Genomic DNA, 15,536 nt, shown 5'->3' on the forward strand with positions numbered 1-15,536 from the left:
TGTAAGTATTATCAACTTACTCTAACTTACCGTTAACCTCTTTCTAGGCGCACGTTCGTTAGCTCGCTTAGTTTGGCTAGGTAACTCGCCAAACATGCTGAAATAATCTTCGCTTAATTTTCCCATATGCCAAAAACCACACAAGCTAGCCGTTTGATAAATTTTTTGCTCAGGGTGCGAAATGAGCATTTTTCTAAAGGCATGCAGTCTAAGCGCAATGATGATAGTTTTCGGTGAGGCCTGAAATTTCTCTTTAAAACATCGATCTAGAGTGCGTAAACTGGTGTGGGTGATTGCGCAAATCTCGCTGAGGTTAATAGGGGAGTGAATATTTTCCAGTATATAATCGAGCGCACGTTTAATGACTTTATCTCTTGGAGTTTTACTCGTTCTTTGCTTAAAAACGGTTTTCGTTTCTAGCTGCAAAAGCAAGTCGTTGGTTAAATCTAACACGGTTTGGGTTTGCGCAAGGGGAGACTGATGGCTAAATGTTTCGCTAAGCATATGCGAAAATATTCGAGTTAACCCATCAATATATTGAGGTGTACAAAGGTGTATTTGGTGGGAGTTTAATAACAAATCACAATCAATTAATAGCTTACTTTTTTCAATATAACTCTCAACTACGCTTTTGTGCACCGAGAAAGTGTACGCCTCAAACCCTGCGGGGGAAATTACGTCAAATCCATCGCTACTGCTAAAAACCTCTAACGTGTCTAACTGGATTGGCGCGTTGTTCCAACAAATAGGCCCAGTGTGTTGGGTCATTATTCCAATATTTAAACACTCAGCGGGGGCGACGCCTCGTTGCCAAACTTGTTTATCAAACGAAATTTTTTGTAATACCGCTTGTGGCAACTGCAGTTGCGTTAAGTGAGTATGAAAAATGCCTTTTTCTAATTGAATAAAATCAAGCCCCCATGGCTTGAGGGATTCATTCAATAACTCAACGCTTGGAATGGCGATTGAGTGTAAAAGTGGCGTCGTTTGTGGCTGCATAGCGCCTCTAGAGCAAAGTTGGCAGATTAATGATATTTCATTTCATATTCTAATATAGAATGTTAATACAAGTAATTGGTTTGTTAAGAAAAAAACACTCATTATTACAATTGATCTGTGCAACAGTTAGCCGAGGGAATAAAAATGAAAATACAGGGAATGTTAACGTTGAGTTGCTTGTTGGCAGGCAGCACAGCGGTAATGGCGAAAGGGATTGTGTACGATGCGCAATTCGGGGTTTTAGAAGCGCAACACGGAGAAAAGTGGCAAGCACAAGATAAACAGATCGAGGCGAAACTGGCTGAAATCCGTGAGAAGAATGGCGGTAAACGTCCCAATATCATTTATATGCTGGTTGATGATTTGAGCTATGGCCAAATGGGCAACCGCAAAATGAACCATGTGATGGGAGTGAACACCGAAAACATTAACCAATTTGCCAACGAAAGTTTGTCGTTGGAGCGTATGTACACCGAGCCATCTTGTACACCAACACGCGCCGCTATGATGACGGGGCGTCACCCAATCCGCAGTGGTTCAAGTGAAGTAAAAGTGACTTTAGTTGGCGAAGGGTTATCAAAAGAAGAAGTGACCATTGCCGAGGTATTATCTGAAGCCGGTTACAGCACCGCGCACATTGGAAAATGGCACCAAGGAGACATAGAGCAGTCTTTCCCTCATAACCAAGGTTTTGATTTTGCTGCATTTCCTGCGCATCAACAGGTACAGCTTTCGCTAATGACCAAAGAAGCGTCAAAAGCGAATAATCTGTTTGGCTGGCATGATTCAATGCAAAACAACGATTTTATTATTGATGACACCTTCCGACCAAAAGGCATGCTTACTGGGCTTGAAGCTTACAAAGGTCAAAAAGCCAGAGAAGTACACATGCCGGCAGGACATGAATGGTCGCAAGCGGATTATCACGCCATGAACGTTCGCTATCAAGAGCAAGCAATAGATCAGCTACAACAACTTTCTAAAGCAGACAAACCTTTTTACTTGCAATACTGGCCACTGTATCCGCTGAACTTTGTGCATGACAATGAACAAAATGTATCTCGAAATGGCGGTTATATGGCGGAAAAACTTCAGCTACTAGATACGTGGTTTGGTGAGTTTTTAACCGAGTTAGATACATTAGGCATTGCCGATAATACACTGGTGATCCTAATGGCTGATAACGGCTTAATGTACCATTACGGTGGTCCATCAGGGTTAAGTGAGCTGATTTATCGTGGTGGTAAAACCGATTTCCTAGAAGGTGGTATCCGCACCGATGCTTACGTTCGTTGGCCTGCCGCGATTCCATCTAACACTGCTGCCAGTGACATTATCCATGTGAGTGATTTATACACTACCATCGCCACGATTGCTCAAGCAACGGAGTATATTCCTCGTGACCGCGTCATTGACGGTATTAACCAGACCGCTCTTTTGCTAGAGGGTGAAAAAAATGGTCGCCGTGACTATGTGTATGTTTACCAAGGTCCGCGTTTAGCGGCGGTAGTGAAAGACCAATTCAAAATGCACATGCCAGCGCCGGGCATGCCAGGTGCGGCCGCGCCGGTATTTAATGTCTATCGCGACCCTCGTGAAGAAAACCCACATATCGGTATGGCATTGTGGTCTGGAGCATCTTTCCAAGACATGATGAAACGTCACATGTTAACCATCGAAAAATACCCTCATTTACCGTTAGGCAAGGGTGCGCCTTACTCTGGCGTAGAAAACTTGCGACCTGAAACGAAGAAACTGGTTGCTGACTTTATGTCTTGGCAAAAATAATCACTCATGGCGCTGAGAGCAATCTCAGTGCCAATCACTACCAAGGGAAGTGTAATGAAAAAGAGTGCTTTTATATTAGCGATTATCAGCTTGCTAGTGGGGGCGTTTGGTGCAATTGCCCTTACCGAAGCAGGGCAAATGATAAATATGCCAAGGGAATGGGTATTTAGCTATTTTGAATATCGTGTTGCGCTAAATGTCTTTATCGTGGCATTAGCAGTAGTGGCAATTTATCTACTCCTGAAAGGGGCGTTGCTAGGTAAAAAATGGATTGGGTTATATGGCCTAGCCATCGTTGCCTGTTTATTTTTTATCAATATTTTTGCGCCCGAGTTTTGGTTAAGAGCTCAGCAATATGGCGCGGAATTTATGTCTGTTGAGCAGGCCGATCAAAAGCTTAGTAATGATAGCGATGTCTTTGTGCTAGAGATCAATGGCGATGCACGTGCCTACCCAAGAGATTGGATGCAATTGCCCCATATTGTGGGTGATAAAATAGGCGGCCAAGAAACCGTGATGACCTATTGTGCATTAAGTAATTTGCCGGTGGCATTTAATCCTAAAATGAACGGTCAAGAAACGGATTTTAGAGTTATCGCGCAGGTTCATAATAACCTTATTTTTACCGACCGAAACAGCGGCGAGCTTATTCAACAGGTGACGGGCACGGCAGAATACAGCCAAACTCAGTTGCAGCAATATCCAGTGCAACGAATGACGTGGCAAGCATTTAAATCCTTGTATCCAAAGGGACAAGTCTTTAATTACAAACCAAATGCATTTGATCAGCTAACCCTTAAATTATTTGATACAGCACTGATCCCGCATTATGAAGGCGTAGCCATGTTTCCTACTCTGAATGACCCAGATCCAAGGGTGGAATCAGGCGAGCAAATATGGGGTGTAACCATTTATGGTAAATCCGTTGCCGTGACTCAAAGTCATTTTGATAAGCAGCAACAGTTTGTGGTTCATTTACCCGCGCAAGATGTGTTATTTGTGCAATACCCTAAGTTTGACACTGTAGCGGCTTACTTAGTCGATGACAGTCGAAATTGGCAAGAGGTGAACGTCGACCCATACGGGAAATATGATGGCGGGCAGTTATCTCGCGCCAACTTATATTCTGGTATGCCATGGATGATTTGGAGCCACTGGTTCCCTGAATCTGAGATTTATCAATAGCAAATATAGGTGGGGCAACCCACCTTACTTAACGGTTGAATTCCCAATGCTAACCGCTGTTTTTCGTGTTTTTTTACTTCTATTCTTCTGCTCTTCATCGATGTTATTTGCATCGGAATATGTTGGAAGTGATGTTTGCCAATCTTGCCATGTACAAGAGCATGAGCAGTGGAAAACATCACAACATTTTGATGCTATGGCAGAGGCAAATAGTCAAACAGTAAAAGGTAACTTTGATAATCAGACCGTATTATTTAAAGGCGAGAAATATCATTTTAGTATTGAAGATGGTCAATATTGGGTGACATTAAAAGATCAACAAGGGCAATTTAATAAATATAAAGTGAGCTATACCTTTGCTATTTATCCCTTACAGCAATATATGGTGGAGTTTGCTGATGGTCGCGTGCAATTAATTCCCTTTGCATGGGATACCCGCGATAAAAGTGACGGTGGACAGCGTTGGTTTCATTTATATCCTGAGTTTGATAAACCCAGCGATGACTTTTTTTGGTTAAACCATGGGCAAAATTGGAATTACATGTGCGCCGACTGCCATTCAACCAATTTGCAAAAAGGGTATGACTCAAAACTTAATCGTTACAATACCACTTGGTCAGAAATTAATGTTGGCTGTGAGGCGTGCCACGGGCCTTCTGCGCAGCATGTTAAAGACAACAAAGTCGCCACGCCCTATGACGTAACCCGTCGAGATATTAACAGCGACCCCGTTTGTGCGCAGTGCCATAGTCGTCGTATTCAACTTAATGAAGACGGTCTTCATCCGCAATTTTCACAGCGACACAAACTTAATTTAATCAGCTCGGACTTGTATTATCCCGACGGGCAAATTTTTGATGAAGACTATGTCTACGGCTCTTTTCTACAATCGAAAATGCATAAAGCAGGGGTAACTTGCAGTGATTGCCATAATCCGCACACCGCCAAGATAAAACTGCCTGAGCCTCAGCTTTGTCAGCAATGCCATAGCGCAGAGCAATACAACGCCGAAAAACATGCACATCACCCAATAGGGCTAGAAACCGAACAATGCTCCAGTTGCCATATGGTCGAGCAAAATTACATGCAAGTAGATTGGCGAAAAGATCATAGCTTTCAAATCCCTAGACCTGAACTGTCGGATAAAACTGGCGCGCCGAATGCCTGTACGAACTGCCATCAAGATCAGAGTAATCAATGGGCAAGTGAGCATCTTAACCAGTGGTTTGAGCGCGATGAAAAGTTAACGAATAGTCATTTTTCGTTAGCTTTTTCTGAAGCAGAAAGTGGCAACAATAGCACCAACCAAGCACTAGCTAATATTGCGTTAGATGAAGAGCAAGCGTTCATCATTCGAGCGTCAGCGCTATCAAGAATGCAGTATTTTGCCGACTCTTATAGTCTCAATGCCATTAAAAAATTGTCCAATCACCCCAATCAATACATGCGTCAAGGTGTGTTAGATGCGCTGATCCCTCAGCCAGTTGCGCAACAAAAATTGGTTTTAAAACAGCTGCTAAATGATCCAGTGTTGCTGATTCGCAGTGAGGCTGCCGCTTCGCTTATCTATCTTGATAGTAGCGAGTTATCAAAAGACCCATTGCTCAATCAGGTGTTATCTGAATATCTGGAAATACAAGAATACCTTAGTGATCGCGGCGCAAATCGCAGCAATATCGGTGATGTGGCGTGGTTAAAAGGAAACTTAAAAGACGCGGAGCAACATTATTTGCAAGCGATAATCGTCGAGCCAAATTTTGTTGCTCCGTATTTAAAGCTCAATAATGTATATCGCACGCAGAATAAACAGCAGCAAGCGACGTCCATATTAGCTCAAGGGCTAAAGCGTAAACCTAACAATGAACAATTATTATATCAATATGGGTTGGCGAATATCCGACTACAACAACTAGATGTGGCAATTGCCTCATTTGAACAGTTATTAACGGTTGCGCCAAATAATGCCCAGTATCAGTTTGTGACCGGTCTTGCTTATGAAAGCGTCAATCTAGAAAAAGCGATCCAACATATTGGCAATGCCTACCAAATTAGCCGAGACGTTAAATATATCGAAGCTTATTGCGCCGTTTTACAAAGAAATAACCAAGCGCTACCCAATCAGTGTTTTTTACAATAATGAAAGGAGTTAACCATGAACAAGTATGTTCGTATTGTTAGTTTTGCGGTATGTAGTGTGGTCAGTACTAGCAGTATTGCCAATGAAAGTGAAGATTGGCAATTCTCTCTGGCCCCCTTGTTTGTTTGGGGATCAAACTTAAATGGTAATGCCGAAGCGGGATCGAGTTCATTACCTCTTGATCTTGATTTTAAAAATGACCTGCTAAGTAATTTAGATGCGGTATTTACTTTCCACTTTGAAGCACAAAAGAAGGATCTGATACTGTTTGCTGAGTATCAAAATATGACCCTAACACCATCCTCTACAACTCCATTTGGCGGCACAGTTGATGTCACCTTCAAGAATCAAATGGGCGAACTGGGTGTCGGCTATGTTGTGGGGAAAATGGACAATACAAACTTTGAAGTATTGGCCGGCGTTAGGCGTTTAGAACAAGATATTTCAATGGACATTACCGGTGCGCCGTTACCTTTCCCTACCAGTTTTAGCACAGGTGACACTTGGTACGATGGTTTTGTTGGTGGCCGCGTGAAAACCCAATTTGCGGATAAATGGCAGTTTGTGTTTAGAGGAGATGTGGGCGGCGGCGGCTCTGACTTTATTTGGAATACATCAGCAATCGTTGATTACCGCTTCATGGATTGGGGCTCTGCATTTTTTGGCTATCGCGCGATGGGCTATGATTTTGATAATGGTAAGGATGATTCCAATAAATATGCCATTGATGTGGTGATGCAAGGTCCATTAGCGGGCCTAAACATCCACTGGTAATCGTCGGTTATTGCACCATTATCGATGATTTTAGTTATGACATGCCGTTATTAATAGCTAATAGGGCATGTCATAACGGCATAAATTTATTGGAAGCGAGATTTATTTAAAGCAGGGATGAAATATTTTAAATGGATTTATCAATGTATAAAACTATGAGCGTATTGCTACTTTTTCCTACCAGCATCATGGCAGGCGAAGTAGACAACTATTACGCGTGGGGGAAAACAATAAAAAGCAGTGAGGCAGTGTTTAATGACTACCTTAATCAACATATTGAAAGTAGCTTGCAACAACTGAGCAATAAACAGCAATCACTCACTTGTGAGCAGGTTGCTCTAGTGGTCATGAAAGACCTTGGCGCAACACGTTATCCCTTAAAGCACCGAGGAGCGCTCAATACCGATATGGAACTATGGGCGCAGCAAAGTGAGTTAATTGACCGCCAACCAGACGATAATACATCGTTAGACGAATATGCAGAGCACAGTATCTATTCACCGGTAATGCGCACCGCTGGCGTTAAAACAGATTTAGATCATGTGGTGAATGTCGCAGGTGTCTATTTTGGTACGGATAAAATCAGCCATTTTTTAGGCTCTGGATATGAATATTATGCGCGTTATTTAAAGGCTATACAGAAAGATAGCCAAGAGTTTTCACAAGCAAAATCGATTATTTGGGCAACCAAAATGGAAGGAGGCTTGCTCGGCATCAAAGTGGTCGGCGTGTACTCTTACGCGGATTTAGAAGCCAACTACCAAGGCTTTGAAATGGCACGTGATTTGTGTCGACTACAACACATTGAGAATGCTGGTGGCTGGTATCTTAGTCGTCCTGTTGATATGCGAAAATACGTAAACCCCAATTGGGATGAATCATTTTATTTATCTACATACAGTGACAGCCGCGCTAAAAAAGTAAAACAGAACATGCAGTTACACGAAGGTGTTTGCGCTAATCGCCAACAATTGTGGGTAAAACAGCAGCGCCAATCTTATTTGCAATGGGAAAGTGACTATCCACCCTTTGATCAAGAGACTCTCAATAGCAGCTTCTCAACCTATTTGCTGACTTTAGCTCAACATTACGCCCATCAAGCATCCTATGAAAACGACTCAAGTTTAAAAGCGCACCTTAAAACACTCTCTCTGACGATGGAGGAGTTTAATTACTTTATTGGCGAGGCGAAGGTGCCACAACAGCAAGGTTTTAGCCTGCAGGAGTTGTGCTCATGAGCCGTCAATTAATAGTGTTTGTTATATCCCTGCTTGTTCTGATGGGGTGTTCCTCTTCTCGCTACGATTTAAAAGCGGGGGTAAGTGAAGATAGAGCCCTATGCGTCACGCGATTAACGCAGTGGCAAGATGAGCCAACTTTATATTATGACTCGCAATCTTGGCTAAAAAACGACTTACTAAAGTATAAAGGCGTAAACGAACAGCTATTGACCGAAAGGCAATCACTGTTGGCAAGTATTAATGCGTATTATGAAAGCGGTGACGAGAAGCCGATTCCATCGAAACTAACAAATCAAATCAATGACATTATTGCCAAAGAAAGCCAGCAGTCTGAAGTGTTAGAATCATTGGTCGCGGCGAATGAATGTTGGTATCAAGTCACTTTTAAGGAAAATAATCAGTTCACCTTTACCGCTTTTAGTCTGGAATTAGCCTCTATTTTAGCTTTATATGATGCTTACTTTAGCGCCGCCAACATTACCAACAATGACGTAGAAATCCGCCGTGCTTTTAACCGAGAAGACAAAGGCTACGGCAAACAAGAAAACGCACTTGAAGCCTATGCGGCCTACGCCTTAGATCTATCCAATATTCAACGTATTCGCGAGCAAATTAACTATTTTAACCTCAATATTGAAGCTTATCGCCCGCAAATCACGGATAAAGATATTGAGTATTTATACCTTTCAATAGTGCAGAGCCCATCCTTTAAGGCATTGCCACGCTACACTCCCGAAGAACTTATAAGCCAACGCTCTCAGCAGCGCCGTAACAGCATTCGTGATGGGGTAAACTCCACAAACAGTGCTGCAGTGAATGGATTAAGTCAATTCTTCGGCAATGTGACTGGATTATTTGAATCTAGAAAAGGCTATCTATACCAAAACGAACCAGTGGAACAATCCATTAAAAGCCAACTCAAAGCCGGCGACATTCTGCTAGAGAAAACACCGTTTCGCTTAACTGACAAAATGATTCCTGGCTATTGGGGACATGCCGCCATCTGGATTGGCACTGAACAAGACATCAAAGACTTAGGCATCTGGGATCACCCTGTTGTGAGTCAATATCACCAAGAAATTAAACAAGGAAAGTTAGTCGCCGAAGCCCTGCGCTCAGGAGTCGCACTCAACTCCCTACAACACTTCATGAACATTGATGACCTACTGGTGATTACTCCCACACACCGAAGTGATGAACTGCGCAGAACAACCATCATCACCACCTTGCGACAAATTGGTAAGGAATACGACTTTAACTACGACATAGAAACAACCGATAAAATAGTGTGCTCGCAACTGGTTTATATTGCCTACGACGACATAGACTGGCCACACGAAAGGGTCATAGGGCGCTACACCATTAGCCCAGATAACATAGTGACAGAGGCACTGCAAAACGAAGATCTAGAGCCTTCGATATTGTATTTGAATGGCAAAGAAGAAGGTGTTGATGTAGAGAAAATTAGGCAGTTAAGCCGCGAACAAGCATGATCTATATAACGTAAAGTGTGTCTCATCGGCTTGTTCAAGTCGATGAGAGCACAAGGCTATTTAGCGTTCGAATTCTTTCACTTCTTACAAACGGAATAAACCAAATCAGCCAGCCCCGCGATTGTAGAGTAATCATAATGAGTAAATGGCTGTTGTGGCACCTAGCATGCCTTTGTATTGCATAGCGTATAAAGCACAGGCTCAGTCTATATTGGTTAGCTAATAAAGCAATTACGGCATTTCAACCATGGTTTTGTTATGCACAGATAACAGGCCCTTTGGTGTTATTTGTGTATTGTTTAAATATTGCGTGGGCAATTTTGTTTGCGCCGTATTTTGATGGTTCAATCGGCGAAATTGGTGCGTAGTCATCGATATGAGCACAAATCACTCTTAGGTCGAGTACTTGTAATTGGTGTTCGGCCGCTTCTCTTAAAATCACTTCATTAAATATTGCCAATGCCGTTTTCTCAGCGATTGATAAGGTTGGAATATTATCGTAGATGGTACAAACAGTAAGCTCTGGGAATGTTTTCAGGGTGACACTGAGCATGTGCTTATATTGCTGACGAAAATGCTCTCGCACGTCGTGTAAGGAAGAGAGTGCCTCCCCAATATTGTTAGAGGCAATACTCAGTAAACCGGATGCGTTGTAACCCAGTAAATCATTGCCACCACAGGAGAGAAACGCATATTCCTTATTAACAGGGAATTTGGATTGTGCTCGTGCTATTTGACCTTCTACGTTAGACATTACGTGTCCATCAACTGCCAGTAGGCTCACTTTTGTTTTGTTTGCATCGTCAAGTTGATGAGTCTCTTTGGATGCAATTATTGCCTTTAATTGCTCTGTAACAGATTCACCCTGTTCAACATAAGGCGAATTATCAAAGATAGAATCACCGAGCAAAACTATGCGGTTAGGAAAATATTGTGCGTTGGTTTCATTAATTGCGTTATTCATAGATAGTCACCTGCTTTCGTATTGTGAGGCCACTTTACTGGGCAAACTATCGATGCGGAAGTGTCATAAAATGATACATGTACCATTAGATAACAGTGGGCCTATGTAGGGCTATTGCTATGGCTCGCGCATTCGTTCATTACATTCAAAACCCGCCTCATCGACAAGTATCTGCTTAGATGAGGTGCTTTTCTTAATTGACTACTCTTAACGAATTACTTTGGTCCGAATTCAGATAAGAATTGCTACGCGAGACCAAAGTAGTGCTTGTTAAAGAGATCTCAGCACTATGTTGGGTCAGTCGATAGTTTAAAAGCGGTCAAGTCTTTGTTGTTTCTCTATCTTTCTAGGTGTAATGCGGTCATAGCGTGTTGTTTAGCATTACTAAATGCCGATCAGAAATTAAGAAAACTTGTTTAATAGTAATGAGTTAGAAAAGAACCACTTAACTAATTATAAGAAACGATTGCGCTCGATTAATAGAGTTAATACTTTAATTAGTAATATTCCAAAACAGATTTAAAAATGTGACATAAGTTTTGTTGGGCACTTCTAGAAATATAAGAATATGTTTTCTAATGATTTTTAATCCATTTATATATTCAGTATTAATAAATAGTAATACTGTACTTGGCATATGATTGATATTAATAATCACGTCAAATAAACATAAAAATTGCTTAAAAATAATAAACTTCCTTATGAATGATTATATTAAATAAAGATTAGATTTCATTTTTGATATGCTCGTGGGTATTTTTTGATCAAAATCAAAAGTATAAATAATTAAACAATAAAAGATCTTTATTAAGATCCAAGTCACACTTACTATATGGACAGTGGTGTCCTTCTCAAGGTATGTTAAAAACAGATAAGTTATTTAATGATGCAAAAAATCATTAGGACTACTCTGTCCAATAAGTTTTTTATATATCTTAAGGGGAATGATGTGAAAAAGTATATTGTTGTTTTATCTGCGTTATTTGCCATGAATGTCCATGCGGGTGAAGGCTTTCATGGGATGGTTATTAGTAATCTAACTTTCCAAAAAGCAAATAATAAAATGTTAAGAGGGTTTGAAGCACCTTCTTTTGAAAATGGAAATGTAAAGTTTAATCCTGTTATTGCAGACAGTGCAGGGCGTGTACAAAATGCTTTCATTGCGAATTACACGATTAATCATTGGACTGCATCTATAGATTATCTCGATCTAAGGAGCGTGGGGGACGCGTACAGTTTAACTAATCCATTTAGCTATGGTGTTAATACGTTCGAATCTAATAATTTTCCTGGATCAGCTAAAACAGTCGATTATTTATCAGGTGTTTATGAGTTAAACCTAAGTTATAACAATGAAGGTAACTCATTGATAATTGGTAAGATTGATACTTCTCTCTATTATTTAGGCGACCCTGTTTTTGCAGGTGATCTAACCAACGGTGTTGATTATGCGAATGCTGCAACACGAGTGGTTGCGCCACCGTTCCCGTCGCTTGCTGTAGTAGGAAAACATCAATTTGAAAACTCAAATTGGAGTGTTACAGGGATAGTCGGTGATGCATTTGGCGATCGTGAAACCGTTGATGCAGGTAAAAACATTGAAAATGGCGATTTATCTTATGTCGTTGAAGCCGACTATTACGCAGCGAAAAAACACTTTCAAATAACACTGAACCATATCGATAGCTATAAACATATGGATAAAGATGTTACTGCAAATAATCCATCAGTTGATGCCGCTATTTTAACGGCTAGTGATTGGGTTAGCGATGATGTCGCTTTATTTAGCCGTGTAGGTATGAGTAAAGGTGACGCTCAACTTGAAAACTTTAATGTTCTATTTGGTTCTAAGTATAAATTTGGCAATTGGTCATTACTTGGTTCTCAATCCGCTACCCGCGTAGCAATGGATTCAATGGGGTCAGAATCTAAAAAAGGCGATTATACGTTTATTACAGAAGCTGTCCTAAATTACAACTTTACTCCAGTTACATCATTTGCACTGACTTATGATCATTACGAAACATCAGGTGATGCACTATTAAATAAAGATGGTGGTATTGGTGGTAAAGACTCAAACAATGTATTCGGTATTCGATTTACTCATTTCTATAATATTTGAGGCTATATATGAAATTTTTTAATCCAACAGGCACAAAGAAAAACATTGGCTTAAAACCATTAAGTCAACGTTTAGCAACAGTGCAAGATAAGTCAATTGTATTTTATTACTCTTGGCAAGACGGATCTCTATACGATGGTCAATTCTCAGATATTTTAGCTGAGATGTTTAAAAGCGCTGGAGCAACAGTTACTCAAATTTATAAAAGAAAAGCATTCGATCAGAATGATGTAGAAGAGCGTAAAAATATTGGTAAGCATGATGCTGTGATTTATTTCGGCGCTTCATCATGTTCAACCTCAAAATTTGCAACAGTGTATGGTGGTTTGATCGACTCTGAAGAACAGACTCCAACAGTAGTTGTTACTTACAATACGTTTAAAAACGACTGTATTCATGCAAATTATGAAAATGGTACAAAAACGCGTTGTGTCTACACCGATTATCCTGGCGACTCTTTATCATCAGATGCTATTTCAATAGCTTTTCAAAGTATTTTAGAAGCTCTACAGCAGCAATTAAGCAGCACAGAAATGGAATCTGGCGAATTTTCTTTCCCTAAAGAGCCTGAAATTATTGAAGTAGATAACGACCCGTACAAATGGTTAGTTGATAACCACAAAACAGATTGCTCGCCTGTCATTATTCCTACTATCGAAAATGTAGAGCAGATGCTAACCAGGGTGAGAGCATGAGTGTTCGACTTTTAATCAGTGCTCAAATTACCAACTAAAATTTGTTCCAGATACTCGATTTCCATCGCAGCCATTTTAGTCTTTCTTCGAATACTCGCTTTTCTTGTGGTCTCATTCCGCAGCATATTAATTGCCATATGGCGAATAGCAGCAAGTACTTCGGCAGCATTGTCACGGTAGATCTGACAAGCATCCTCACTAAATGCTGTGTCTAGTACCCAGTGAAGACTATTTTCTATTCCCCAATGCTCTCTAACACCAATCGCAAAATCCTGCGCACTCAATGCTCTAGAACTGATGTAGTATCTGTACTCCAAAGAACATTTCTTGCCCGACTTATCGTACCTAAAACTCATAGCTTCACCGATGCAGTTGATGCTAGGCCAATCACAAAATGGCTTGGATTTTGGCGCAGGTAAAACTCGATATTCTCGCACCTCTACCCGACCATGTTTCGTCTCGGTTTTGGACTTGACCACCTCACCATCAGCGCTCTTTAGCTCTGACTTTACGGCCTCAAAAAGCTTTTCTTGATTGCCTTTTACAGCGAGCAAATAGTCACCGCCGTCTTTAACTATCGCTTCTGCGATACTCTTCTGGCAGGCAATTGCATCTATGGAAATGAGGCAACCCTTTATATCTAATAGCTTAAGTAGCTCTGGTATCGCCGTGATTTCATTTGACTTTACGTCGGTTTTTACCTGACCGAGTACCAGTTTATTCTGAGCACAAAACGCACTCACCATATGTATAGTTGATTGCCTTGAGCTTCGGTCATATGAGCTTCTTAGAGCTTTACCATCAATGGCTATAAACCGACCTTCAGTCGCTTCACAAAGACTGTTAACCCAGCGCGTGAAGCACTCTTGAAACTGCTTAGCATCGAGGCGTGAAATCACACGAGCTATCGTATCATGCACAGGCAAACCTTCTTTAAATAGCCCTTTATCTTGTAACCATCCGAGATGAGCACGACCAAAGTCCTCTATATCTTCCCAGCCTTCTGCACCAGTGATAACGGCGCAAACAGTTAAGAATAGGACATCAAAAAGTGGGTAACTCACCTTTGCTGATTGCCTTGGGTCTTTCAACGTGCTGAAGTGCTTTGTAAAGGCGTCGTGCATCACTATCTCCCAAAAAAGAGAGTATATGATCACAGCTAAATGTGATCGTCAAATCGATCGTTCTGAGTGGCTAAAAATCGTTCACGATCTCACCCTGAGATGCTAACCGGTACAAGTCTTAACCGAGAAACCGTTGTCTCTGAAAATGCATACCCTAACAAATCGATTGTGAATGTGCTGCAAGTCGCAACCGTTGCTGTTATGGCAGGCTTAACCCCTAGACATTTACCTTACGCATTAGCGCTGGTGAATGCTTATGGTAAAGCGCCACTGCATGCCTGTGTAATTTCGACTAACTCGTTTGGTTTCTTACCTATCGTGCGTACTTCATCGCCAGATTTTTACGGCTTTAACTATAAAGAGCATGCGATCTCTGGTGTTCCAAACGCCTATAACGCGCCTTTTGGACGTTTTTTACGACTATTCCAAATTGCCCTAGGTGGTTGGATGCAGGGTGAAAACTGTTTCGGGGTTATTGGTTCACAGTCGCTAGGTGCGCCAGCAATCGTCGAAAATCCAGATTACATTGAAAATACAGGTAGCGATACCGTCAGTCTTGCGATGGGCTTTTGTTCTCAAATTGGTAATTTTATGAATATGCCATTTGAACGAATGATGGATATTGCTAAGCGCTTTGATTATCAAACTGGGTTGACGGTGATTACGTCACCAAAACGTGCCGAAGAATTAATTGCAAAATATGGCAGCCTTGAAAAGGCCGGAGAACATTTTCAACAAACTTCGTGTATTCCTCTTAAAAAGTTTTGGGAAGAATGGCATTTAATTTTTACCAAGCCACAGCTTGAATTTGGCGCAGGTAAAGATGAACTGCAAGGTTATCCAAAAGATTACTTACGTTACTTTGATGATGAAAGTACTGGAGATGATTTAGTCCCAGCATTTCCGAAAAATTCAATCAAATTTATCGTGTCAGGTGGTTCGGCTTCTAAAATGATGAAGGCTTTCCAAGCGTCAATTGTAACGTCATCAAATATTGACGACTTTAAGTAATTA

The 15,536-nt window shown here is 41.1% G+C and carries 12 protein-coding genes; 9 read left to right on the forward strand and 3 right to left on the reverse strand.

All coding sequences use genetic code 11. The features are described 5' to 3' along the window. Window positions 1–21: 21 nt before the first annotated feature. A complete protein-coding gene (locus tag OCU38_RS14235; RefSeq protein ID WP_261824861.1) occupies window positions 22–999 on the reverse strand; it encodes a helix-turn-helix domain-containing protein in 978 nt (325 codons plus the stop codon). Window positions 1,000–1,143: 144 nt separating this feature from the next. Here OCU38_RS14235 and OCU38_RS14240 point away from each other — a divergent pair, with 144 nt between their 5' ends. From OCU38_RS14240 to OCU38_RS14265, 6 genes are all read left to right on the forward strand, one after another. Further along, the gene (locus tag OCU38_RS14240; protein WP_261824862.1) at window positions 1,144–2,787 is read left to right on the forward strand and encodes a sulfatase-like hydrolase/transferase; all 1,644 of its coding nucleotides are present in this window, start codon (window positions 1,144–1,146) and stop codon (window positions 2,785–2,787) included. A gap of 54 nt (window positions 2,788–2,841) precedes the next feature. Next, window positions 2,842–3,972, forward strand: a complete 1,131-nt coding sequence (locus OCU38_RS14245; RefSeq protein WP_261824863.1) for a DUF3179 domain-containing protein — start codon at window positions 2,842–2,844, stop codon at window positions 3,970–3,972. A 100-nt stretch (window positions 3,973–4,072) separates the two neighbouring features. After that, the gene (locus OCU38_RS14250) at window positions 4,073–6,109 is read left to right on the forward strand and encodes a multiheme c-type cytochrome (RefSeq protein ID WP_261824864.1); all 2,037 of its coding nucleotides are present in this window, start codon (window positions 4,073–4,075) and stop codon (window positions 6,107–6,109) included. 15 nt (window positions 6,110–6,124) lie between these two features. Further along, window positions 6,125–6,883 (forward strand): hypothetical protein, encoded by a 759-nt coding sequence (locus OCU38_RS14255; protein WP_261824865.1) that lies wholly within the window; start codon window positions 6,125–6,127, stop codon window positions 6,881–6,883. A gap of 143 nt (window positions 6,884–7,026) precedes the next feature. After that, a complete protein-coding gene (locus OCU38_RS14260) occupies window positions 7,027–8,121 on the forward strand; it encodes a hypothetical protein (RefSeq protein ID WP_261824866.1) in 1,095 nt (364 codons plus the stop codon). Next, window positions 8,118–9,617, forward strand: a complete 1,500-nt coding sequence (locus OCU38_RS14265; protein ID WP_261824867.1) for a YiiX/YebB-like N1pC/P60 family cysteine hydrolase — start codon at window positions 8,118–8,120, stop codon at window positions 9,615–9,617. Before OCU38_RS14260 ends, OCU38_RS14265 begins: the two co-directional genes overlap by 4 nt. 256 nt (window positions 9,618–9,873) lie before the next feature. Here the strand turns inward: OCU38_RS14265 and OCU38_RS14270 are convergent, their stop codons facing one another. Further along, on the reverse strand, window positions 9,874–10,581 hold the full coding sequence (locus tag OCU38_RS14270; protein WP_261824868.1) for an SGNH/GDSL hydrolase family protein: 708 nt from the start codon (window positions 10,579–10,581) through the stop codon (window positions 9,874–9,876). A 949-nt stretch (window positions 10,582–11,530) separates the two neighbouring features. On the opposite strand from OCU38_RS14270, the gene OCU38_RS14275 reads away from it, so the two are divergent. Continuing rightward, window positions 11,531–12,703 (forward strand): hypothetical protein, encoded by a 1,173-nt coding sequence (locus OCU38_RS14275; protein ID WP_261824869.1) that lies wholly within the window; start codon window positions 11,531–11,533, stop codon window positions 12,701–12,703. 8 nt (window positions 12,704–12,711) lie between these two features. Further along, window positions 12,712–13,398, forward strand: coding sequence for a hypothetical protein (locus OCU38_RS14280; RefSeq protein WP_261824870.1), 687 nt, complete (start codon window positions 12,712–12,714; stop codon window positions 13,396–13,398). A gap of 11 nt (window positions 13,399–13,409) precedes the next feature. Here OCU38_RS14280 and OCU38_RS14285 read toward each other — a convergent pair whose 3' ends face one another. After that, the gene (locus OCU38_RS14285; RefSeq protein ID WP_261824559.1) at window positions 13,410–14,525 is read right to left on the reverse strand and encodes an ISAs1 family transposase; all 1,116 of its coding nucleotides are present in this window, start codon (window positions 14,523–14,525) and stop codon (window positions 13,410–13,412) included. A 63-nt stretch (window positions 14,526–14,588) separates the two neighbouring features. On the opposite strand from OCU38_RS14285, the gene OCU38_RS14290 reads away from it, so the two are divergent. Next, window positions 14,589–15,533: a hypothetical protein gene (locus tag OCU38_RS14290; RefSeq protein WP_261824871.1), complete on the forward strand. Its 945-nt coding sequence runs from the start codon at window positions 14,589–14,591 to the stop codon at window positions 15,531–15,533. Window positions 15,534–15,536: the final 3 nt, after the last annotated feature.

Origin of the sequence: Vibrio neonatus, assembly GCF_024346975.1 — a bacterium.
Classification (GTDB): Bacteria; Pseudomonadota; Gammaproteobacteria; order Enterobacterales; family Vibrionaceae; genus Vibrio; species Vibrio neonatus.

Bases quoted from the DNA above. Each gene is read 5' to 3' on its own strand.
- OCU38_RS14235 (WP_261824861.1), bottom strand. From the start codon at position 999: ATGCAGCCACAAACGACGCCACTTTTACACTCAATCGCCATTCCAAGC.
- OCU38_RS14240 (WP_261824862.1), top strand. From the start codon at position 1,144: ATGAAAATACAGGGAATGTTAACGTTGAGTTGCTTGTTGGCAGGCAGC.
- OCU38_RS14245 (WP_261824863.1), top strand. From the start codon at position 2,842: ATGAAAAAGAGTGCTTTTATATTAGCGATTATCAGCTTGCTAGTGGGG.
- OCU38_RS14250 (WP_261824864.1), top strand. From the start codon at position 4,073: ATGTTATTTGCATCGGAATATGTTGGAAGTGATGTTTGCCAATCTTGC.
- OCU38_RS14255 (WP_261824865.1), top strand. From the start codon at position 6,125: ATGAACAAGTATGTTCGTATTGTTAGTTTTGCGGTATGTAGTGTGGTC.
- OCU38_RS14260 (WP_261824866.1), top strand. From the start codon at position 7,027: ATGTATAAAACTATGAGCGTATTGCTACTTTTTCCTACCAGCATCATG.
- OCU38_RS14265 (WP_261824867.1), top strand. From the start codon at position 8,118: ATGAGCCGTCAATTAATAGTGTTTGTTATATCCCTGCTTGTTCTGATG.
- OCU38_RS14270 (WP_261824868.1), bottom strand. From the start codon at position 10,581: ATGAATAACGCAATTAATGAAACCAACGCACAATATTTTCCTAACCGC.
- OCU38_RS14280 (WP_261824870.1), top strand. From the start codon at position 12,712: ATGAAATTTTTTAATCCAACAGGCACAAAGAAAAACATTGGCTTAAAA.